General features: G+C 44.1%; 20 protein-coding genes and 2 tRNA genes. 11 read left to right on the top strand and 11 right to left on the bottom strand.

Going from position 1 to position 22,656, the window contains the following annotated elements:
- Nucleotides 1–83: 83 nt before the first annotated feature.
- Nucleotides 84–224, bottom strand: coding sequence for a DUF3149 domain-containing protein (locus R7041_RS14575; RefSeq protein WP_005382236.1), 141 nt, complete (start codon nucleotides 222–224; stop codon nucleotides 84–86).
- 259 nt (nucleotides 225–483) lie between these two features.
- Here R7041_RS14575 and R7041_RS14570 point away from each other — a divergent pair.
- Nucleotides 484–560: transfer RNA gene (locus R7041_RS14570), tRNA-Pro, on the top strand.
- Nucleotides 561–746: 186 nt separating this feature from the next.
- Here the strand turns inward: R7041_RS14570 and R7041_RS14565 are convergent.
- Complete coding sequence (locus tag R7041_RS14565) at nucleotides 747–1,130, bottom strand: hypothetical protein (protein ID WP_005384085.1); 384 nt, start codon at nucleotides 1,128–1,130, stop codon at nucleotides 747–749.
- Between the two features lie 152 nt (nucleotides 1,131–1,282).
- Entirely contained in the window at nucleotides 1,283–2,155 is an 873-nt protein-coding gene (locus R7041_RS14560; RefSeq protein ID WP_064353689.1) for a TraB/GumN family protein, read from the bottom strand.
- A 494-nt stretch (nucleotides 2,156–2,649) separates the two neighbouring features.
- Between R7041_RS14560 and R7041_RS14555 the strand changes: the two genes are divergently transcribed.
- Complete coding sequence (locus R7041_RS14555) at nucleotides 2,650–5,301, top strand: beta-N-acetylhexosaminidase (RefSeq protein ID WP_064369042.1); 2,652 nt, start codon at nucleotides 2,650–2,652, stop codon at nucleotides 5,299–5,301.
- 439 nt (nucleotides 5,302–5,740) lie between these two features.
- On the top strand, nucleotides 5,741–6,433 hold the full coding sequence (locus R7041_RS14550) for an oligogalacturonate-specific porin KdgM family protein (protein WP_005382004.1): 693 nt from the start codon (nucleotides 5,741–5,743) through the stop codon (nucleotides 6,431–6,433).
- A gap of 65 nt (nucleotides 6,434–6,498) precedes the next feature.
- On the opposite strand, the gene R7041_RS14545 is transcribed toward R7041_RS14550, so the two are convergent.
- Together R7041_RS14545 and R7041_RS14540 are read right to left on the bottom strand one after the other, a co-directional pair.
- The gene (locus tag R7041_RS14545) at nucleotides 6,499–6,948 is read right to left on the bottom strand and encodes a DUF411 domain-containing protein (protein WP_005382005.1); all 450 of its coding nucleotides are present in this window, start codon (nucleotides 6,946–6,948) and stop codon (nucleotides 6,499–6,501) included.
- A gap of 21 nt (nucleotides 6,949–6,969) precedes the next feature.
- Nucleotides 6,970–9,666 (bottom strand): heavy metal translocating P-type ATPase, encoded by a 2,697-nt coding sequence (locus R7041_RS14540; protein ID WP_206949736.1) that lies wholly within the window; start codon nucleotides 9,664–9,666, stop codon nucleotides 6,970–6,972.
- Between the two features lie 478 nt (nucleotides 9,667–10,144).
- Between R7041_RS14540 and chiP the strand changes: the two genes are divergently transcribed.
- The 4 genes from chiP (at nucleotide 10,145) to R7041_RS14520 (ending at nucleotide 15,194) form a co-directional block, all read left to right on the top strand.
- On the top strand, nucleotides 10,145–11,266 hold the full coding sequence (chiP, locus tag R7041_RS14535) for a chitoporin (protein WP_033906930.1): 1,122 nt from the start codon (nucleotides 10,145–10,147) through the stop codon (nucleotides 11,264–11,266).
- A gap of 123 nt (nucleotides 11,267–11,389) precedes the next feature.
- Nucleotides 11,390–11,986, top strand: a complete 597-nt coding sequence (locus R7041_RS14530) for a DUF2057 domain-containing protein (protein WP_064369044.1) — start codon at nucleotides 11,390–11,392, stop codon at nucleotides 11,984–11,986.
- Between the two features lie 177 nt (nucleotides 11,987–12,163).
- On the top strand, nucleotides 12,164–13,591 hold the full coding sequence (gene gltX / locus R7041_RS14525; protein ID WP_005384075.1) for a glutamate--tRNA ligase: 1,428 nt from the start codon (nucleotides 12,164–12,166) through the stop codon (nucleotides 13,589–13,591).
- Between the two features lie 640 nt (nucleotides 13,592–14,231).
- The gene (locus R7041_RS14520; protein ID WP_005382010.1) at nucleotides 14,232–15,194 is read left to right on the top strand and encodes an OmpA family protein; all 963 of its coding nucleotides are present in this window, start codon (nucleotides 14,232–14,234) and stop codon (nucleotides 15,192–15,194) included.
- Between the two features lie 115 nt (nucleotides 15,195–15,309).
- On the opposite strand, the gene R7041_RS14515 is transcribed toward R7041_RS14520, so the two are convergent.
- The 3 genes from R7041_RS14515 to R7041_RS14505 all read right to left on the bottom strand — a co-directional run bounded on the left by R7041_RS14515 (nucleotide 15,310) and on the right by R7041_RS14505 (nucleotide 17,481).
- The gene (locus R7041_RS14515) at nucleotides 15,310–15,816 is read right to left on the bottom strand and encodes a hypothetical protein (RefSeq protein WP_005382011.1); all 507 of its coding nucleotides are present in this window, start codon (nucleotides 15,814–15,816) and stop codon (nucleotides 15,310–15,312) included.
- A gap of 279 nt (nucleotides 15,817–16,095) precedes the next feature.
- Nucleotides 16,096–16,172 (bottom strand) — tRNA-Arg (locus tag R7041_RS14510).
- A 175-nt stretch (nucleotides 16,173–16,347) separates the two neighbouring features.
- On the bottom strand, nucleotides 16,348–17,481 hold the full coding sequence (locus R7041_RS14505; RefSeq protein WP_025768949.1) for a flagellar assembly protein FlgT: 1,134 nt from the start codon (nucleotides 17,479–17,481) through the stop codon (nucleotides 16,348–16,350).
- A 169-nt stretch (nucleotides 17,482–17,650) separates the two neighbouring features.
- Between R7041_RS14505 and R7041_RS14500 the strand changes: the two genes are divergently transcribed.
- Together R7041_RS14500 and flgP are read left to right on the top strand one after the other, a co-directional pair.
- Nucleotides 17,651–18,289: a FlgO family outer membrane protein gene (locus tag R7041_RS14500; protein WP_005382013.1), complete on the top strand. Its 639-nt coding sequence runs from the start codon at nucleotides 17,651–17,653 to the stop codon at nucleotides 18,287–18,289.
- 9 nt (nucleotides 18,290–18,298) lie between these two features.
- A complete protein-coding gene (flgP, locus tag R7041_RS14495) occupies nucleotides 18,299–18,730 on the top strand; it encodes a flagellar assembly lipoprotein FlgP (protein ID WP_005382014.1) in 432 nt (143 codons plus the stop codon).
- A 102-nt stretch (nucleotides 18,731–18,832) separates the two neighbouring features.
- On the opposite strand, the gene R7041_RS14490 is transcribed toward flgP, so the two are convergent.
- From R7041_RS14490 to flgA, 3 genes are all read right to left on the bottom strand, one after another.
- Nucleotides 18,833–19,258 (bottom strand): flagella synthesis protein FlgN, encoded by a 426-nt coding sequence (locus R7041_RS14490; RefSeq protein ID WP_005382015.1) that lies wholly within the window; start codon nucleotides 19,256–19,258, stop codon nucleotides 18,833–18,835.
- A gap of 27 nt (nucleotides 19,259–19,285) precedes the next feature.
- Nucleotides 19,286–19,600 (bottom strand): flagellar biosynthesis anti-sigma factor FlgM, encoded by a 315-nt coding sequence (flgM, locus tag R7041_RS14485; protein WP_005382018.1) that lies wholly within the window; start codon nucleotides 19,598–19,600, stop codon nucleotides 19,286–19,288.
- Nucleotides 19,601–19,716: 116 nt separating this feature from the next.
- Nucleotides 19,717–20,463, bottom strand: coding sequence for a flagellar basal body P-ring formation chaperone FlgA (flgA, locus tag R7041_RS14480; protein ID WP_005382020.1), 747 nt, complete (start codon nucleotides 20,461–20,463; stop codon nucleotides 19,717–19,719).
- A 76-nt stretch (nucleotides 20,464–20,539) separates the two neighbouring features.
- On the opposite strand from flgA, the gene R7041_RS14475 reads away from it, so the two are divergent.
- Both R7041_RS14475 and R7041_RS14470 read left to right on the top strand, forming a co-directional pair.
- Nucleotides 20,540–21,466, top strand: coding sequence for a chemotaxis protein CheV (locus R7041_RS14475; protein WP_318128652.1), 927 nt, complete (start codon nucleotides 20,540–20,542; stop codon nucleotides 21,464–21,466).
- An 11-nt stretch (nucleotides 21,467–21,477) separates the two neighbouring features.
- The gene (locus R7041_RS14470; RefSeq protein WP_005382024.1) at nucleotides 21,478–22,305 is read left to right on the top strand and encodes a CheR family methyltransferase; all 828 of its coding nucleotides are present in this window, start codon (nucleotides 21,478–21,480) and stop codon (nucleotides 22,303–22,305) included.
- Nucleotides 22,306–22,656: the final 351 nt, after the last annotated feature.

Here is a 22,656-nt window from a genome sequence, read left to right as displayed (position 1 = left end):
AGTGGTGCATTGAGATCAAATAAAAAACCGGAGTAGGCAAGTAACCGACTCCGGTGCAAAGCGTTTCTAGAGCTAAGCGAGATCTAGTGAGGAGATTTGTCGTTCATGATCTTGTATATGAAGAAACCGCCGTAAAATAACATCAGACCAATTGCCCCAAAAATTACTATCATTGACGATAGACCCACTGCATTACCAAATAGGAGATCAAGCCAAAAGTCCATACGTTTCCTCCAAGATGTTCCCGACAGGAATAAACTAAATGGCGGTGTCTTGTTGCACACTGATCTGGATCAATTATGTTGCTAAGGTTAATAAACGGTATTTTGTTGTGAGTTATCAGTCACATTTTACGTGCTAGTGTTCAGTTATTCATCAAACGAATTAAGACCTAAGGTTTTTTTGTAAAAAGCACTTGCGCCACAGTTCAGAATCCGTAATATACGCATTCGTTGACGGGGACAATTCCTCAGTTAAACATCTCGGTGAATAGCGCAGCTTGGTAGCGCATCTGGTTTGGGACCAGAGGGTCGGGGGTTCGAATCCCTCTTCACCGACCACTTTTAGAAAGCCTGCTCAATGAGCAGGCTTTCGTCGTTTTTAGCGCTAGTAATTTTAGACTTCAATAGTATCGAATCAAATTGGGGTTCGCCTGATGTTCGAATATGGCACTTCACCGACACGTATTGAGAGGAAGGCTCTACAGAAATGTAGGGCCTTTTCATTTTTTAGAGTGAGTAAATTTATTACTTGATGTCACACGAGATAGTATTGATAGGAGTTTCAGAAGTAGTGAAGCAGACATAAGCGGTCTTTGGGTGATTTGGACCAATCTTGACGTAACCCGCTTTTAAATCGTCTTCATCAAACGTTACTGAGTGAGATTTGCTTGTATTTCCATCATAGTAAACCGCTTCAAAGCCTTGGTTCATCATATGTGCAACGCGATTTCGAGTGTGGGCTGTTGAAAACGTGATGTTCGCGCAACGCATCATTGGTTTTTCGGTAATAAGAAATTGACCACTCTCTTTATCTAAAACACCGCCTTTTACTTCCGGAGTTATATCAATAGCTTGAAAAGCTTCTACGTTGCATGGCGGTTTAGCATAAGACAGCGAAGAAGTGAGCATAATTCCAATCGTGTATAGGAATAAATATTTAAATTTCATATGAGTTGTTTTGTATCCACTTAGCTTAACGGCGTTTTATAAGAAAGTTTGAATGAATTTTTAAATGGTTGTATTTAAATAATTGTATTTAAATGGCATTTTTCAAACAATCACTAGATATCACAATTTGCTTGGCGCGTCTTACCCAGTGGTTTGATGTTAAATCCCCGATTTTTAAGCAGTTCAATCAGGTTATCTTTACCTACTAAATGCAAGCCACCAACAACAACGGTGAAGCGACCCGATTGTTGAGGTAGAACACTGCCAGTGTCGAGTTTTTTAGCCCAATCTCGATTACGCTCGTATAAAAAGGCTTGGTTAAACTCTTCTGTTGTATGATCGGTCAAAGAGGCTTCGACCAACATGCTACCATCACCACTCTTCCAACTCTCTATCAAGCATTGAACCAACTCTTCTCCGCCATCATATTCTTCAATTGACGAGAGAAGTATCTCTTTACCGCCTTCTGATTGACCTGCGATTAAATCGATTTGGAATTGCACTGACTCTAGTGGAATGACCGGGATTTGCTTTTTATCAGCGAGTCCTATTAGGTGCATGTCGACCCCTTTATCAGAGACATACCCCAGTTTGTTGACTAAAGCGAGTTGGATGGTGAATGCAGCCATCCAAGGTGGGGAATTTAGGAGTTGAGTTTCTGGCAAACCTAAATCTTGGGCAATTTCAATTAAGTGGCGACGTTGAGCTCTGTCTAAAACATCTTTAGAAAGAATGGTTGTTTGTGGGTAAACCAAGCCTTCAGAATTCCTGACGTCTGCTTCAATAATCAACCCTGCGCTTTGGCTTAAATACTGGATGACCGTTCTAGGGAGTGGGTACATCGTTTTATCCCCCACATGTACCGAGCCAATAATCATAAGTTCGGTTTCCCCTTTTTTCGCTAACCAATGCTGTGGCTCTGCATAAGATGAAAAAGGCGTTAAAGTAACAAGTAGAGATGATATGAGCGTCAAGAGACGAAACATAGAATGGTCCTCAGATAAGATACCTTGAAACTTTATACGCAAAATAGCGTGAGGTTAAGTGCAATTTCTCCAATGGTGTATTCGACAAAATCGTCATTTATAAAAATATTGACGAGTTTTGACGACGAATAAATGAGAGTCACTTCACGAAAGGTAAATAGGTAATTCGCTTACTAATGGTTCACAAAATAATTAGGCGTGATCCAAATCTTACAAAATCAGTCGTAACTCATGAATATAAGTGACCTAGATCGCAGCAAACTCGTCAAAACAAGTTGTTCGATTTTTACGTGTATTGTAACTCCATGAAAATTAGGTTTTTATTGTTTTTGCTGAGTGTCATTTTTTGAGCTGGATCACTTCCTATTTCTATTTATTTTACGCTTAGAAATAACAGGTTGTATGTTGAATGTAACGGTTAGGTACCTCGCATTTGAGGGGCCGAGATTTTTATCATTGTCGTTTTGAACCACTGACTTTTTTGGGGAAGTAAGATGTTTAAACCTAGTCTGATTGCTATTTCTGTTATCACTACATTAGCAGGTTGCGCTGCGCTGCAAAGCTCTGAACAACAAGTTGTAAATTCGTTGGCTAATAATCTTGATATTCAATACCAAGTGTTGACTAACCACGGCGCAAACGAAGGTCTTGCTTGTCAGGGCTTAGGGGCTGAGTGGGCGTCTTGTAACAAGGTAAACATGACGTTGGTTAACCAAGGAGAAGCGGTTGACTCAAAAGATTGGGCTATTTACTTCCACAGCATTCGTCTGATTCTGGATGTTGAAAACGAACAGTTCAAAATCTCTCGCGTAACGGGTGACCTACACAAACTAGAACCGACAGATAAGTTTGATGGTTTTGCTGCGGGTGAAGAGGTTGTGCTTCCTCTTGTTGCTGAATACTGGCAGCTATTTGAAACTGACTTCATGCCAGGCGCGTTCGTTGCTGCACCAAATGCAGAGCCTAAGATGATTGCTTCTCTTAACACAGAAGACGTTGCATCTTTCGTGACTGGCCTTGAGGGGAACAACCTAAAACGTACGCCAGATGACAACAACGTATTTGCAAACGCTGTGTCTCGTTTCGAGAAGAACGAAGACCTAGTAAAACAAGACGTATCAACCACGTTACTACCAACGCCACTGTCTGTTGAAGCAGGTAACGGTACGGTAGATATCGCGGCGGGTATTGCGCTGCCTAAAGCCGCTTTCGATGCAACTCAATACGCGGTAATCCAAGATCGTGCAGAAGTGGTAGGTGTGGATGTTCGTGGTGATCTTCCTGTAAGCATCACTGTTGTTCCTGCAGACTTCACCGGTGAATTGGCAAAATCTGGTGCTTACGAAATGAGCATCAAAGGCGACGGTATTGCGATTAAAGCGTTTGACCAAGCAGGTGCTTTCTACGCAGTACAATCTATCTTTGGCCTGGTAGATAGCCAAAATGCTGATTCTCTACCACAACTGTCTATTAAAGATGCGCCGCGTTTTGATTACCGTGGTGTGATGGTGGACGTGGCTCGTAACTTCCACTCTAAAGACGCGATTCTTGCAACGCTTGACCAAATGGCCGCGTACAAGATGAACAAACTACACCTTCACCTAACGGATGATGAAGGCTGGCGTTTAGAAATCCCGGGTCTGCCTGAGCTGACTGAAGTTGGCGCTAACCGTTGTTTCGATTTGGAAGAGAAAAGCTGTTTACTGCCTCAGCTTGGCTCAGGTGCAACGACAGACAACTTTGGTTCTGGCTTCTTCAGCAAAGCAGACTACGTGGACATCTTGAAGTACGCGAAAGCGCGTAACATCGAAGTGATTCCTGAAATCGATATGCCAGCACACGCTCGTGCAGCAGTGGTATCAATGGAAGCACGTTACGACCGTCTAATGGAAGAAGGTAAAGAAGCAGAAGCGAACGAGTACCGCCTGATGGATCCTCAAGATACATCGAACGTAACGACGGTTCAGTTCTACAACAAGCAAAGCTTCATCAACCCATGTATGGAATCTTCAACTCGCTTTGTTGATAAAGTGATTTCAGAAGTAGCAGCAATGCACCAAGAAGCGGGTACGCCGCTAACAACATGGCACTTCGGTGGTGATGAAGCGAAGAACATCAAGTTAGGCGCTGGTCTGCAAGACATTAACGCAGAAGACAAAGTAAGCTGGAAGGGTAACATTGATTTGTCTAAGCAAGACAAGCCATTTGCACAATCACCACAATGTCAGACGCTAATTGCAGACGGTACGGTAAGCGATTTTGCTCATCTACCAAGCCACTTTGCAGAAGAAGTGTCGAAGATGGTGGCAGAGAAAGGCATTCCAAACTTCCAAGCTTGGCAAGATGGCCTTAAGTACAGTGAAGGTGAGAAAGCGTTCGCAACAGAAAACACGCGTGTTAACTTCTGGGACGTTCTTTACTGGGGTGGCACATCATCAGTGTACGAATGGTCTAAGAAAGGTTACGACGTTATCGTTTCTAACCCAGACTACGTATACATGGACATGCCGTACGAAGTTGACCCGAAAGAGCGTGGTTATTACTGGGCGACGCGTGCAACAGATACTCGTAAGATGTTTGGTTTTGCACCAGAGAACATGCCTCAGAACGCAGAAACCTCTGTAGACCGCGATGGTAACGGCTTCACTGGTAAAGGTGAAATCAAAGCGAAACCTTTCTATGGTCTATCAGCACAGCTGTGGTCTGAGACAGTACGTAACGACGAGCAATACGAGTACATGGTATTCCCTCGCGTACTGGCAGCCGCTGAACGTGCATGGCACCGTGCTGATTGGGAAAACGACTACAAAGTGGGTGTTGAATACTCGCAAAACTCTAACCTAGTAAACAAAGTTGCGCTAAACCAAGACTACAACCGCTTTGCGAACGTACTTGGCCAACGCGAACTGGCTAAGCTAGAAAAAGCGGGTATCGACTACCGCCTACCTGTACCAGGCGCGAAAGTTGAAGAGGGTAAACTGGCAATGAACGTTCAGTTCCCGGGTGTGAAGCTTCAATACTCTCTAGACGGCAAGAACTGGCTAACTTACGCAGATAATGCTCGTCCAAATGTGAAAGGTGAAGTGTTTATCCGCTCTGTGTCAGCAACCGGTGAGAAAGCAAGTCGAGTGACCAGCGTGAAATAACTCAATTCTTGTAAGTTAATTTTTTGGCAAAGCCTCAACCTCATGTTGGGGCTTTCTTTATTTTTTGAGGAAATTAAGCGTGATCGATATCTAATTATTTTTCATTGATAAATAAGTTTTTGGTTGTAATGGTCAAGGTTATTGTGAACTGGATCGACTTAATCTGCTAAATATCAATAAATTATCTGTTTACGATCACACTTCTATTTTTTGAATAATTTTATAAAAATACGATAAGTGCCTGTATTTCCCATGTTTTTATCAGGGTTGTTGAGCTTCGGTTTGAACAAGATCACTTTTTAAAATGTTTTATTTTTCATCACGAATTAATTGAAACAATATTGCGAACGCCAAGGAGGCACATTCCAAAGTTTGCGATAAAAGGGAAGAGATGCCCTCTAAAACTATCGCATAACGTGAATAAATAAAGGCAGTAATTATGAAAAACATTTTTGCACTGAGTGCTCTTTCTCTCGCTTTCGCTTCTAGCGCTTTTGCTGGTTCTTCTTACGTAACAGGTAATGTTCAATTCCACGATGATGGTCGAATTCATGGTTCGGACGTTACGTCTACACTGGAAGCTGGTCATACTTTTGATAACCAATTCGGCGGCTTTACGGTTTACACCGAATTTGATGGTATTCAGTTGGGTAAACTGGAAACAGAAAACGGTGGCGCAGGTAACACAACACCAGCAATCACTGTGGGTGGTGAGCAGTCATTTAATATTACCGACCATTTATGGGTTGCCGCGGGTTACCAACACCTGTTCTCTGCTGGCGAGAATGTACAGTACCGTCCATTGGTTAAGATCGGTTACAACTTCGATAACGGCATCTCCTTAAGTAACCGTACTCGTGCGCACATTGATGCGACAGACGCAGATGCGGATACAGATTACCGCATGGACAACCGCATCGGTTACGTGATGAATGAGGATGTGACGCTAAGCTACAACAACGTCTACATGATTGAAGCGGAAACCATGGACCACGAGCTTCGTGCAACGTGGACTCGTAAAGGTGTTCAACCTTACTTTGAGTTCCGTAGTCAAGCACACGGTGCAGAAAACGCGAGTGGTGACAGCCTAGTGAATAACGCTTTTGTATTTGGTGCCTCTTACGGCTTCTAATTTTATATTTGTCTTAACTGTCCATTAAGAAAAAGCCCAGCGGTTTATCTCGCTGGGCTTTGTTTTTATTGGTCGTTGCCTTCGTGGTGGCTATATTCGAACACTTGGCCTTTTTCGTTAAAGGCGTAAACGGTGTAGCTGTCTTTTTTGTCGCCATATTCCATACCAGGGGAGCCCATTGGCATGCCCGGTACTGATAAGCCTTTTGCGTTACGTGGTGGATTTTTCAAAAACGCTTTAATGTCTTCGGCTGGAATGTGACCTTCAAACAGATAGCCGTTGATCTCTGCCGTGTGGCAAGAGTAAAGCTGTTCATTCTTGATGCCTAGATCGCGTTTGATGGCGTTCATGTCATCGTGCAATTTTTCTTCGACCGTAAAGCCGTTCTCTTCCATGTGTTTTGTCCATTCTCCACAACAGCCACAGTATGGCGATTTATGGTTAATGACATCGGCTGCCAATACGTTGGCGGACACGGTCGCAAGCATTGCAAAGGTCAATAGTTTCAACTTCATAATACCCTCAAAAAGAAGTGGTTATTTTACTGAAAACAGTCGTAGTCGATTTGCATTACTAACGACAGTAATTGAAGACAGTGCCATTGCCGCTCCTGCGACAACAGGACTGAGCAAAAATCCAAACGCTGGATAAAGCACACCAGCGGCAACTGGAATACCCAACGAGTTGTAAACAAAGGCACCAAATAGGTTTTGCTTCATGTTCTTAAGTGTAGCGCGAGAGAGTTCAATCGCATGTACTACCGCCATTGGTGACGTGTTCAGGATGGTCATTTGCGAACTTTCAATGGCGACATCACTGCCGCTACCCATAGCAATACCGAGGTTGGATAACGCGAGAGCAGGGGCGTCGTTAATGCCATCCCCCACCATTGCCACGACATGTCCTTGAGATTGAAGTTGCTCAATGTGCTGAGCTTTCTCATCTGGCATTACTTGGGCAATCACTTCATCAATACCAAGTTCTTGGCCGATAGCATTGGCAACGTGTTGGCTATCGCCCGTCAGCATTACCGTTTTGATGCCTTGCGATTTTAATGCAGAGAGCGCTTGTTTCGCATCTGATTTGATCGGGTCGGCAATGGCGATCAGACCGATCAGTTCGCCGTTCAATGCCACAGCTACCGGAGTCCACGCATTTTTTGCGCATTCATCGATGGCAGATTTTAGTGCGCTAGTCTCGACGTTCTCTGCTTGCATAAATTGAAGCGAACCAATGAGCAGCGGTTTATCTTGATACGTCGCCAAAATGCCGCGCCCGCGAACGTTCTCAAACTTGTCTAATGAGACATCCTTTGCGTCGTGTCGTTTGGCGTAATCACATACCGCTTTTGCCAGTGGGTGCTCAGACTGACGCTCTGCCGCATACGCTAAAGCCAATAGATCTTCTTGGCTGGTGGCGTGAGTAAACACTTGCTGAACGCTAGGTTTACCTTGGGTAAGAGTGCCAGTTTTGTCGAACACAACCGTGTCGACTTTGCTTGCCAATTGCAGGGCGTCGGCGTCTTTGATCAGAATGCCGAGCTCTGCGGCTTTACCCACTCCCACCGTGACAGAAAGTGGGGTTGCTAAGCCTAGAGCGCAAGGGCATGCGATGATCAGGACGGTTGTGGTGACCACCAGCATATAACTCGCTTTTGGCTCTGGGCCAACGGCAAACCAAACGAGCGCGGCCAGTATTGCTATGCCAACAACGACAGGGACAAACACCGATGAAATCTGGTCTGCCAGTTTCGCGATGGCTGGCTTACTGCTTTGCGCTGTGCGCACCATGCGGATGATACGAGCCAGCATGGTATTTGCGCCAATGCCCGTTGCCTCAATGACTAATCCACCATCGGTATTTAATGTCCCAGCAGACACTTGAGCCTCTTGCGCTTTTAACACTGGTACTGGTTCACCAGTGAGCATCGACTCATCAATGTATGATTCACCTTGAATCACAACACCATCAACAGGCACTTTCTCGCCTGGTTTGATACGCAGTTTCATGCCTAGCGTGATTTGCTCAACCGCGATTTGTTGGTCGCCTTGTTCCGTGATTACCGTAGCTTGCTGAGGTTGCAGGTTAATCAGAGCTTGTAAGGAACGTGTTGTGTTTGCTTTGGCTTTTGCTTCTATATAGTGCCCAAGAGAAATTAAGCCGATGATCATTGCACTCGCTTCAAAGTACACGTGGCGTGAAGCAAGAGGGAACCAGTCTGGGAAAATCACCACAAGCATCGAATAGAACCACGCTGCGCCAGTACCGAGCGCGACTAACGTGTCCATGGTGGCGCGCTTGTGAGTAGCTGCTAACCAAGCGTTACTGAAGAAGTGTTTCCCTGCTGTGGCAAGAAGGAGTAAACATACGATACCGATCGCGCCCCAAGCTAATTGGTCGTTGGTGTTGCGAATCATCATATTGCCGCCAGCAACGCCCCAAATCATTAAAGGGGCACCGACGACAAGGCCAGCAATAGCATCCAGTTTAAAGCGTTTTTGTTGCTGACGTTGTTGCTGTGCTTGCTTTTCTTGCTGGGTTGCGGCGTCTTGTAGGATCTCTGCTTGGTAACCGGCTTGTTTTACCGATTCAACAATTGCGTTAAGGAGGTCATCAGAGTCTTGGCTTGCGAATACTAGTGCGCTTTGTTCTGCGAGGTTGACCTGTGCTTTCTCAACGCCTTCTACGTTAGTAAGTGCTTTCTCTACTGAAGAGACGCAACTCGCACACGTCATGCCTTGAATCAGCATTTGCAATTGAATACTCGCTGGTGGCACCTGCGTATCTTTAATATTGCTTTGCTTTTCTACCTGTTCGGTCTCTGGTGAGCTTTCGTTCTCTACTTCAACAGAATCAAGGTTGGCGGTATAGCCGAGTGTTGCTATTAAGTCGATCACTTGTTGCTCGGAGAGGAGGGTACGAATCTCTAAGTGCGTTGTTGAAGCCTCAAAAGAAATAACGTCTTGATTAGATTCTAATAAAGATGAAAGTTTTCTGACGCAACCGCCACAGCTTAAGCCTGAAAGGTGTAGTTCGTAGTGATTTCCTGCTTGGTAACCAAGAGATTCAATCGACGAGACGAGCTCTTTAAGAGAAGACTCGGTTTTGACCTCTACTTGCGTCGGGGACAAATTGAGGATCTCCACATCGTGATTTGCATGTAAAGCATTCTCAACTTTTCTCGCACAGCCCATGCAGTTGAGCCCTGATAAAGGTATAACTAACTGATACATAATCTGCACCTCAATAGTAGTGATGCTATGAGCTTAAACCTTCCTGCAAGGGTAAGGTCAATACCCATTTGCTACTCACAACAATTTCGTCAAAATCTCTCGAATCCCACAAGTGCACGGTCATTTTACTTGCGAGTGATCTCAAGGTTTTTTCTCTTTGAATATAAAGTTCCGTTAAAACACCTAAAAGATGAATGAAGTCGCTCACGTTTTTTAGATGCTCTCAATGTCAGTTCAGTGTCAAAACGTACTTTTAACGTTTTTTATTTTTTATATTTGATGTTAAGTAATTGTTTTTTATTGATTTATTTTATTTTTGATCTTCTCATTTTGAAGTCGCTCAGATTGCTGTAGGGAAAGTTTTTTAGTGCGAAAAAAGTTTGTCATATTTGCCCCGTCCAAACACTGTTTCAAGTTCCTGCCATGTCCTAGTTAGTGAATTTGAAAATGGAAAAAACTAAAAATATAGGGGTTTATAATGTCTTACCTAAAGAAAAGCCTACTTGCCACGGCAATTACCGGCATGATGTTCAGTGGTGCTGCATTTGCTGATGGTGCAAACAGTGACGCAGCAAAAGAGTTTCTAACCAAAGATTCATTTTCTTATGAAGTTTACGGAATCATCGCGATGCAGGCCGCGTACCGCGATTACGATTCTGGTAGCAAAGCAACGGACGATGATTTGGGTGGCATGCAGCTAAACAACGAATCTCGTATTGGTTTCCGTGGTAAAAAACAATTTGCTAACTTCGACCCTACTTTTATTTGGCAAATCGAAGGCGGTTATGTAGACCCTAGCTTTGGTGGCGAGGGCGCAGGTCTTGGTGAACGTGACACATTCGTCGGTTTTGAAAGTGCATCTTGGGGTCAAATTCGTCTGGGTCGCGTTTTGACACCTATGTACGAATTGGTTGACTGGCCAGCATCTAACCCTGGTCTCGGCGATGTATACGACTGGGGTGGTGCTATTGGTGGCGCCAAGTACCAAGACCGTCAATCAAACACTATCCGCTGGGACTCTCCAATGTTTGCTGACAAATTCTCCCTAGATATCGCAGCTGGTGCAGGTGATAAAGCAGGTCTAGGTGAAGGGGATGACTACTGGGGTGGTATCGCAGCACACTACAAAATTGGTCCTATCCAGTTAGATGCGGCATATGAAGGTAACCGTAATATCAAGATGGAAAGCCAAACGTGGGAAAACAACACGTACTTGATAGGGGCACAAGGCTGGTTTGATAACGGGATCTCTTTCTTTGCGCAATACAAATACATGGAAGCGGACGCAAGCAATGGTGTGAGTGAAAAGCAAGATGCAATGTCTGCCGCTATCATGTACACCACGGGTGATTGGCAATACAAACTGGCTTACGCCGCTAACTTTGATCTCGAGCGTGATGGTAAGAAAATTAACGATACAGCGGACGATGTGTTATCAGCACAAGTTATGTATTTCGTAGACCCATCGGCAGTGCTGTACGTACGTGCTCGTACTCTAGACTTTGGCGACGGTGCGTCTCAATTAGATAAACCAACAGAAGCACGTTGGAAGTCTGCTGACTACGACGAGTTCTCTGTAGGTGTTGAATACTACTTCTAACTAAAGAAGCAGCTAAAAGGGCGGAAACGCCCTTTTTATCTTGATACTTATTCAAATAAGCCTTTGAAATGACTGGCCTGTAAATTTTAGAGGCTTATCTAAATTGGTATAAAGTGAGAAACCATGATGAAAAAAACAACGACACTTCTCGGACTTTGCGCAATGCTTTCGGCGCCAGCTTTTGCTGCTCAACTCACTCTGCAATCTGAATTAATTCCTCGCGTTCTCAACGGCGAGTTCGTCTACCCTGAGTGGATATCCAAGAACAACAGCATCGAGTTAAAGGATGGGGAAAACCAATTGGCGGTAACGGTTGGACAAATCGTATTTGAAGATGGAAAGCGCCGTAAATTCGATTCGCAGCCGCTGGTATTAGAGTTTGATGCAGAAAAAGACACCGAGCTTTCTCTGACTTATCAAACATTCCGTACTATTGAAGAGGCGAGAGCCTTCGAACTCGATCCTAAAGTGGTATTGAAAGACAAAAACGGAAAAGAAGTGGCATTCTCTATGGTTCAACTTCGTAAAGGTGGTTTGCAAGGTTTTCGTGATTATGAACGAGAAGTTGCCGACTATAATAACGCAATGAATAAAGAATCGACTAAGGCAAGCATTGCGTCTTCTCCAGCGGAAACCAAAACAATCAAAGCATCGTTTAATGAATTGAGCCGTGAAGAGCAGCAAGAATTTATGCAATGGGCAATGCGTAACCTGAAGTAATTTCGTCTCGTGCTTTAACAGTAAATAGCAGGGCTGTGCCTTTTTGGTTCTGCCCTGTTTTTATTTCTGTTGTCAAACCGATTGTAGAATTGACTTACGGTGGTAAAATGTCGCCACTTTTATCCTTGACATTACAACGAGAGATCTCTCGTTGCTCATTACCCCTAAGGAACTCAAATGACGGTTAAAACTCGTTTTGCTCCTAGCCCAACTGGCTATCTACACGTTGGTGGTGCGCGTACTGCACTTTACTCTTGGCTATACGCTAAAAACCAAGGTGGTGAATTCGTTCTACGTATCGAAGATACAGACCTTGAGCGTAACTCTCAGGAAGCGGTTGATGCAATTCTTGAAGGCATGGAATGGCTAGGCTTGGAGTGGGATGAAGGTCCTTACTACCAAACTCAACGTTTTGACCGTTACAACGAAATGGTTGATAAGCTTCTTGCTGAAGACAAAGCTTACAAATGTTACGCGTCTAAAGAGCTGCTAGATGAAATCCGTGCAGAGCAAGAAGCAAATAAAGAAATGCCTCGCTACGATGCTAACCATCCAAAAATCAAAGCAGCAAACGAAGCGGCAAAAGATGGCGATCCATGTGTTATCCGTTTCCGTAACCCGAAAGAAGGTAGCGTAGTATTTGATGATCAAATCCGTGGTCGCATTGAAATCCGCAACGATCAAATGGATGACCTAATCATTCGTCGTACTGACGGTTCACCTACTTACAACTTCTGTGTAGTAGTGGATGACTGGGACATGGGTATCACTCACGTTGTTCGTGGCGAAGACCACATCAACAACACGCCTCGTCAAATCAACATCTACGAAGCACTAGGTGCGCCAGTACCTACATTTGCACACTGTGCAATGATCCTGGGTGATGACGGCGCGAAACTGTCTAAACGTCACGGCGCTGTATCAGTCATGCAATACCGCGATATGGGCTACCTGCCTGCGGCACTAAACAACTACCTAGTGCGCCTTGGTTGGTCTCATGGGGACCAAGAAATCTTCTCTCAAGAAGAGATGATCAATCTATTTAGCCTAAACGCAGTATCTAAGTCAGCGTCTGCTTTTAACACTGACAAACTGCAATGGTTGAACAACCACTACATCAAGAACTCAGACCCTGCGTACGTTGCTGAGCATCTACAATGGCATCTAGATCAACAAAAACTAGACGTAACGAATGGTCCTGCTATCACTGACGTGATCAAGCTAGTGGGTGAGCGTTGCAACACACTAGTTGAGCTAGCTGAGCAAATCCGTTACTTCTATGAAGATTTCTCTGAGTTTGAAGCGGGCGCAGCGAAGAAACACCTACGTGGCGTGGCTAAAGAGCCTCTAGAACTTGCATTAGCGAAAGTGGAAGCACTAACTGAGTGGACGACAGCGAACATCAAAGATGGCGTTATCGCAGCAGTATGTGAAGAGTTGGAAATCGGCATGGGCAAAATCGGTATGCCATTACGTGTTGCTGTAACAGGTGGGGGTCAGTCTCCTTCTGTCGATGCAGTAATGGAGCTGGTTGGAAAAGAGCGTTGTATTGCTCGCATTAAGATGGCGCTTGAGTTCATTGCTGAGCGTGAAGCAAACGCATAATTGCTTTGAACTGAACGTTCTTTTGAATAAATAGTCACAAAGCCGCGGTGAGCAACCGCGGCTTTTTTGTATCTTCAATTTAGATAACGAGAAACTTTCTCTCATATTGGTGAATGAAGAGATGGTTTCACCTGTAATTTACCTCAATATGGATAAGATTTTTTAATCCAAATATCGTTGGCATGAATAAAAAACGAGCGATTATATATCAAATATCTGATTGATTTTTATCCATGTTCCTTAAAGTTCCATTTTGTTTGTCTCATTTTTAATAAAAACCTTTGCTTTAGCTATTTTGTTTCAAAAAACAAAGCAAACGTTTGCTTGGTGATTGCGTGGGGATTTTTTTGCTTAAGATCACATGTTGTCGAGATTTTTGATGACAATAAATTGACAGAATTGGGATTTTTCTCGCGATTTCTTAGCGTTATAGTTCATCCCGTCAGCGATACCGAGATGGCGATATGTATCACTGAACAGGAAATATACGTAAGTTGCTTCCATAAAAAAAATGCATGTGCATAAAAAGAAGCTGACTAAGTATCTCACTCAAGGAATGAATAAAAAGAATTGAAATACAACGTCAGTCAGACGGCGCATTTCGGCATCTAACAAAAGAACTTCTTTAGAGGAATCAATAATGAAAAAATTAGCAGCGGTAATTTCAGCGTCTCTACTTATGGCTTCAGCAGCACAAGCAGAAGTATACGTTGGTGGTAAGATGGGTAAGTCATGGATGGAAGACGCGTGTGTAGCGGGCCAGGCTTGTGACAAAGACGATTCTACTCTTGGCGCTTTTGTTGGTTACGAAATGAATAAATACTTCGCAGTAGAAGCGGGTTTCGACAACATCGGTGATTTTAACCAAACTTCTTTCGGTGGCCACGTAGAAGCAATCACTCTTGCTCCTAAATTTAGCCTACCAATCACTGAAGACATCGCACTTTACGGTAAAGTGGGTGGCGCTTACGTAATGTTTGATGGCAAAGATGATTACTCTTACCTAGGCGCAGCTGGTCTTGAATTCAACCTAAGCCAAAACGTAACAGCTCGTGCGGAATACCAAACACTGACTGACATCAGCAACGATGTAACTCGTGCGACAGGTAACACTGCAACACTAGGTGTTTCTTTCAAATTCGGCGGCAACGATGAGCCAGTAATCGTAGAAGAGCCAGTTGTTGTAGAAGAAGTGGTTGTAGAAGAAGTGGTAGAAGAGCCAGTTGTAGTTACGAAAACATTCGAAACTCAAACAATTGGTACAGGTAGCTTCGATCTAAACAGCACAACTCTAAAACCAGAGAGCGCTGCAAAACTTGATAACCTAGTTGCTTTCCTAAACGAGCACCCACAAGCGAACGTTGAAGTTGTAGGTTACACAGATACGTCTGGTCCAGCAGCTTACAACCTAAAAGTTTCTGAAAAACGTGCTGAGTCTGTTGCTAACGCACTCGTTGAAAAAGGTATTGATTCATCACGTATCCAAGCTCGTGGCGAAGGTGAAAACAACCCAATCGCTTCAAACGACACTCGTGAAGGTCGTCAACAAAACCGTCGCGTAGAAGTCGTTGTTCCAGAATTTGAATACCAAGTTCAGCAATAAGCTCCTATTCGACCGTAGTATAGAAGACTGAAGCTGAAAGCCCCAAAGAGTTCGCTCTTTGGGGCTTTTTATTTCTCTTCAAAAAACTGACTGAAATGTTCAAAGTGGCCAGGTATTACTTAAGATCAATGCTGTTTAAACGCCCCATAAATGTCAGGATCTCCAAGTTATCTTTATGTGCTTCTAACAACGCTTTTTTGGTTTGCATGTAGGCGGCAAGTTTGCCGTACTTACTAATAGAGCGAACCACCGTTTTATATTTATACTCACCGTCATCATTGAACTCTCGCCACTTGGCGATGTAACACGTATCTCGGTTGTCAGGGTTTTCAAGAGTAGGGTTAGGCTTGTGAACGATTTTAGGCTCAACGCTATGTGGAAGCCTAGTCATTAGGTAAGGGTCTTTCAAAAGACGTCGCCAGAATTTGCCCCACATTTGCCGGCCTAACTCGTTTCTCAGCTTAATGGCTTTTTGTAAGCCTTTCTTTTCTCCAATACGAACAAATCCTACCGAGCGGTGTAGTACCGTATCCTCGGGGGTATGGATATGTATCTTAAAGGCTGTCTTGCCTTTAGAAATAAAGCGGTGTCCAGTGTTAGTTATTAAATTGCTCTTAGACATAGTGCTAACTAATAATTTTATTAATAGCTAAAAGGGTAAGCAAAACTCATAGATAATTAAAGTAATAAAATACAAAACTGTAAATAGGGCTTGTTGAAATGATTTCAAGGGGAAGAAGTCAGATCAGTAGAAGGGTTTATCCCGTAACCGAAACACCCGATCCGATCATATTGATTACTGGGAAGATTATCTAACACGGTGTACTAGGGGGAGCAGTGCGAGGCTTGAAATTGAAGATACAAAAAAGCCTTAGCTCAAGTGGGAGCTAAGGCTATGATATGGCGCCCCCAGTAGGATTCGAACCTACGACCTGTCCCTTAGGAGGGGACTGCGCTATCCAGCTGTGCCATGGGGGCGTAATACCAATAGTTGCAGTTCATTGCACTGTTTTACTGAGTTCAAATCTAGCAATCTACCAGATCTGTATCAGCATCACGTTGAACGATTCGCTACGGTCATTGGTATAATCAAATAAGATGCGCTGCCTATGATATTCAAAAGTGAGCATATCTCAAGACTTAATGTTTGCTTTTATAGGATCTTGTTCATTACGTCGCCAATTTGAACGCTAGATGCTAAATTTGGCTGATCAATCGTCAGTTCCGCTTCGTGTTCGTATATGCGTGATACCGTTAATGTAATTTCGCTTTGCGAGACTTTGTTTCTTGGCAATCCATTTTGGTCGATAAACGACGCGGTGTGCCAAAGCTGCAATTTGTCTCCCTCTTTTACGCCGTGCATACGGCCGAGATCCATCGTTACGGTATTACCGAAGACTGCCACAACCTCTGGCAGTGTAATTTTGCAAGATAGCTCCGACTCCAGATCCAACATAATATTGCGACTAACGCGAAGCATCATCTCGCCATAGGTCGATGCCCAAAAACGTGCACTACGAGTGTCCACTTGACTCGTCTTAGCAAATGGCCAACGCGCGACCTCACGGTAGGCTTTGTTGAAGATTTCATGGCCAGTTTTACCATCAAATACTTTCATTTCTAACGCAAACTGACGATTGATGATGTCATCTTGCAATAGTTGAGATTCGACCGTTGCAGTGAGATCGGTAATGACCCCTCCAATGATGTATTGTGCGCCATTGTCTTGCGCGATCATTTGAGTGCGAGCAGGATAGTTGCTGCTTATTGAGTAGTCCGTTGTACCAACAGACACAAAGCTGCGTGAGGTTTGATCAAGTTGACGGTTCACTACGTGGCTAAAATCGTCACCAACTTGATAAATTTGTCCCATCACTGCTTGTTGTGGTGATGCGACCTCAATATTGCCGACCAGCATTGTCTTTTTGTATTGATCGGTGTGGCAACCCGTTGCCGATGGATAAATATCAACGCGGATTTTTACCTCGACTTTACCGCGACGTTTGCGTTCAGACTCCACCAAAATGTAACGGACTTCATGATTGGTAAACTGGTATTCGTTGCGACTTTCTTCTAATAGCGGCATCAAGTTGCTAATACTGCCAATATCTGCGCCCGAAAAATTGACGGCTTTGAACAGCGCGTCTTCCAACGCATGGAGCCTTGCCGTCTCTTCTGAAGAAACGATGGTGGCAACGCCTGTGACTTCATACCAAGATGCCATTACCTTAAAAGGCAGAAGCATCACTAAAGTGATTGAAAACAGACTGTTTAATATTTTTTTCATTGGTTACAACCGTTCGGGTATAAATATTGCTTTAACAAATTCAGTGAAGTTTGGTGGGTTTTTCTTCGTTAGGCAAACAAAGAAAAGCAAAGACTGTTCCAATATTCACTTTCTTGGAAAGGAATTAATAAAGAACGGTATCACCTAAGATTATCTGGAGAATCAAACCATGAAAAAGTGGCTTGTCGCTGCATCGATGATGACGCTTCTGACATCGTGCGCGTACTCACCGATTTACAATGGTAAAGAACCTTACTCGGGAAGCCAGTTCATGCTGATGGATAGTCCGCGTCATACGATGGACTTTTTCATTGAGAGCATGACAGAAGACCTGATGGTTTCTAATGTGGCAGTATCAGCGCGGACACCGATTGCAATTACCTCGTTTGTTGATCTACAAAATATGGATGCAACAAACTGGTTAGGTAACTCGGTCTCTGAAGGTTTTATCCATCAGTTTCAGCGCCGAGGGTTTAAAGTGGTTGATTTCAAAACTACGGGCTCTATTCAAGTGACGCAACAGGGCGATTTTGCTTTAAGTCGTGATTGGCAAGATTTAGCTCAAGAGCAGCAAATTCAGTATGTATTGACCGGAACGATGCTGCGCCAAGAGGGGGGAGTGCTTGTCAATGCACGCGTGGTTGGCATGCAAAGCCGTGTAGTTGTAGCGACAGCGCAAGGTTTCCTTCCGGCTGACCGTATTGGGCGTGACTTAGATACGTTAAATAGCATCCGCACACAAGATGGTGTGTTGATTCGTTCTGACCCTACCATTCGTCAGCCGTACACTGTGATTCTCCGTCCATAGGATAGAAGCATGAAGAAGTTATTATTTATTGTTGCCACACTGATATTGGTTGGGTGTCAGCCATTACAACAGATGCGTCAAGATGAAATCTTAGTGGCGGTGGGCTACGCCAGCGTCAGTGAGCAAACAGGCCGCACAGTAGAAGAAAAGCGTGTACGTGCAATGCGCGCATCAAAAATTGATGCTTATCGTGAGCTAGCAGAGCAAGTTTATGGCATGCGTGTTAGTGGACGTGCAGAGCTGCAAGACCAGCGTTTGGGTATTGAAAGCACCACTGGTGCCGTCGATGGTGTAATTCGTGGTGCAGAAGTTGTGCGTAGTTATCTTGTTGAAGACAGTTATGTGACTGAGCTGCGTCTGGATATCCGTAAGATGGATAAGCTACGTGATTATGGAGAAGTTCAGCAAGTGCCTGAGAAGCGTCAGCAAACTTTGTTTTAAACCATTTCACTAGACAGATAATCTTTTTGAGCGGCTGATTGGTAACAATGAGTCGCTTTTTTATATCTACGTGAGCGCGGGAATTGAGGGTAGGAGTGACGTTTAAGCTTTTATATTGGTGCCAAGCGTCGAGATGGTGTGGGTTTTTCCGCCCGCATTGTAGGTCATGCCAACTTTGCCATGAGTTCGCTGGAGCATGTTGTTGAGTTTATTGAAGCTCAGCTGTGCGCGACTAAGCGATTCGCCATTTACTTGGTTAACTTGTTGACAGTCGAGGACGATCGATTGGATTTGAGCAACAACCTGACTTAGGTGCTCATCTTCAGTAAGTTGATTGACGTGCGGGTGAGAGGCGATTCGCTGATCAGTTGTTCTGAGCTGATCAATGAGCGTCATCTTCTGTTTGGCAATGTTCTCAATCTCGGTAGAGACACGCGCCGTTATTGCTTGTGTTTCTTGGCGTAAAACAGCGGAAAGTGCCTTAGCATTTTCTAGCTGGAAATTAACGAGATCGACTAATGCTGCCATAAAATACTTACCTTCGGCCTAAGTCAGTTAGCTTTTGCCTTGCAATTCGTTTTCAAACTTAATCATGTTGTCAGCCAATTTTTCAGGATCGACTTTGTATGAACCGTTTGTGATAGCTTCTTTGATTGCTGCAACTTTGGCGCTGTCATATGCCGGAGAAGCTGCCATATCCTTCTGGAGTTTACTGACGGCTTTACTTTGCTGGCTGAGTGATACTGCGTCTTGTTGCGCTGGCGCCTTTTTTGATTCTGTCGTGCTGGTAGCATTGGAATCGTTACGTGCAGGTGCGCGACTTGTTGTCGTCATCATTTGCCCTGAACGTATATTATCTATACCTGCCATGTTTAACCTTTGCCTTGTATCGTAATACTGGTATCCAGACTATCGACCAGCGCAAAAATAACTTTAGTCATTTTTTGCATTTTTATTGATCAGTTTAAACACGCTACCAGTGGGTATTAAAAATTAACAGTGATTTCCGCAATGTCAGTCACTATGCCTTCTATTATACGTTGCGACTTATCATTTTTCACTCTTACTTGATCGCCAGCTGAACCATCCTGCAATGCTGTGCCTTGCGTTGTGATCGTCATGCCAGAATTCACCGCTTTGATAATGACCTTTTCATTTCGGCATACCACACAAACATCATTTCTCTCTACGACATCGCCTAAGCGAACATTACGCTTTAGCTTTGCCCCAACCACTTGATCGTAGCTAGAAAATCCATCTTTACGAAAGCGCTGTAGCTCGATCATGGAAGTGGTAACATCCGATGCGCTGACGATTTCTCCTCTCCCTAGTGTTCGTGTAGCGACGATCATTGGTACTGATACCGAGATCCTCACAGGGACATAGACTTTCCAGTCATCCGGTTGGCATTCCACTAACACATTGATGTTACTTCTCGTGCTGCTGGTGGAAGAGGCAGATGTATCTAACGGAACAGGGCAATCCGTTGCTTTTATTCTCGAGTCGATCTCTGCCGCATTAACAGATAGCTCGCCACCATCAGGCTGATCAACCGTAGCAAGAATATGTTGTTCTGCTGCTGTTTTTATTTGCTCGATCTGATTATCTGAAGCTGAATGAACAAAAAAGCTAAACATACTGAGCAAAATGCCGATAGACTTAGCGTACTTTGTAATTAGCGCTCTACATATTGTCATAGTCAATGGTGTCGAAGTGAAAGTGAAATACGCCATACTGTCTCCCTGGTATCGTGCTTGCCAGTGGTAGAGTATCATTTAAAAACAAAAAGTTTGAGATGGAGATGAGCATATGACGGGGATTCTTGACTCGGTGAATCAGCGTACGCAACTCGTCGGTCAGAACCGATTGGAATTATTGACCTTTCGACTGATGGGCCGACAGCGCTACGGCATTAACGTATTCAAAGTGAAAGAAGTACTACAGTGCCCTAAGCTGACTTCAATGCCAAATCTACACCCTCTGGTTAAAGGTATCGCTCATATCCGCGGCCATACCATGTCCGTTATTGATTTGAGCCTGGCAATTGGTGGCCGCCCAACCACTGATTTAGATAAATGTTTTGTTGTTATTGCAGAATTTAACCGTACGATCCAAGCATTTTTGGTATCATCGGTTGAGCGTATTATCAATATGCATTGGGAAGCGATTTTGCCACCGCCAGACGGCGCAGGTAAAGCGCACTACTTGACTGCCGTTACAAACATTGACAATGAGCTGGTTGAAATCCTTGACGTTGAAAAAATCCTGGCAGAAATTGCGCCAGTTGATGAAACGATGGATTCCGCTATTGGCGAAGAAATCGCACAAGCAGAACAAGAAAAGCCTATTGTACGCCGCATACTGATTGCTGATGACTCGACGGTCGCGCGTAAACAGGTAGAGCGTGCGATTACATCCATCGGTTTTGAGGTCGTATCTGTCAAAGACGGCAAAGAAGCGTACAATAAGTTGATTGAAATGGCTCAAGAAGGCAATATCTACGATCAAATTTCGTTGGTTATTTCCGATATTGAAATGCCAGAAATGGACGGCTATACCTTAACGGCTGAAATTCGCAGACATGCCGATTTGAAAGACCTTTATGTTATCCTCCATTCTTCATTAAGTGGTGTATTCAACCAAGCTATGGTTGAGCGTGTAGGTGCCAACACCTTCATTGCGAAATTTAACCCAGATGAGTTGGGTAACGCGGTTAAATCTGCATTAACACAATAAAAGAGACATTAATGACTGCTATTACAATCAGTGATCAAGAGTATCGTGACTTTAGCCGTTTTCTAGAATCGCAATGTGGCATCGTGTTAGGTGATAGCAAGCAATACCTCGTGCGTAGCCGACTGAGTCCTTTAGTGACGAAGTTTAAGCTCGCATCGTTATCAGATTTGCTACGTGATGTTGTTACAGGGCGTAATCGAGAATTACGAGTCGCCGCTGTGGATGCGATGACGACTAACGAAACCTTGTGGTTTCGAGATACTTATCCGTTCACGGTTTTAGCTGACAAATTATTGCCAGAAGTAGCGGCAAGCAAGCGCCCAATTAAGATCTGGTCTGCTGCCAGTTCATCGGGCCAAGAACCGTATTCTATTGCAATGACGATCCTGGAAACGCAACAGCGCAAGCCGGGCTTGTTACCAAACGTGTCCATTACAGCCACAGATATTTCGGCAAGTATGCTCGAGATGTGTCGTGCAGGGGTGTACGACAACTTGGCTTTGGGTCGCGGGCTTTCACCAGAACGTCGTCGCACCTTCTTTGAAAATGCGGACGGTGGTCGCATGAAAGTCAAAGATAACGTCAAGCGTTTGGTGAACTTTCGTCCACAAAACCTGATGGACAGTTACGCACTGATGGGTAAGTTCGACATCATTTTCTGTCGTAACGTATTGATTTACTTTTCTCCAGAAATGAAATCTAAAGTGCTTAACCAAATGGCGAGCAGTTTAAACCCTGGTGGTTACTTGCTGTTAGGGGCATCAGAGTCGCTAACTGGTCTGACTGATAAATTTGAAATGGTGCGCTGTAATCCGGGCATCATTTACAAGCTTAAATAGCGGTATCTCTTCATTGATAGAAAAGCCTGACTTCGTGTCAGGCTTTTTTGTTTGTTACCTTTCTGCGCCGAGCGCTTCATGTATCACTCAATTAGTTGAAGCGCGTTTTTGCCTTGTGCCCTCAACACGGTGTATCTTTATTAAGTGAGCAAAGTGATACGACATGACATTCCAGTTACTTTGGCTCACTTATTGCTATTTCAATTCACGGTAACCACTAGGTTGGTGTAATGCTTTAGGTTTTGGCATGCTAATTGCTTTTTGGTTATCAATCACGGTCAGTTCTTAATTGTAGAGGCAAACATGGCTATATCTTTTGACAATGCACTAGGCATCCACCAGCACACGGTG

The organism is Vibrio sp. 1751 (assembly GCF_033339895.1).
GTDB lineage: Bacteria > Pseudomonadota > Gammaproteobacteria > Enterobacterales > Vibrionaceae > Vibrio > Vibrio alginolyticus.
Note: the sequence above shows the minus strand (reverse complement) of the source record. Positions and strands in the feature narration are given on the sequence as shown.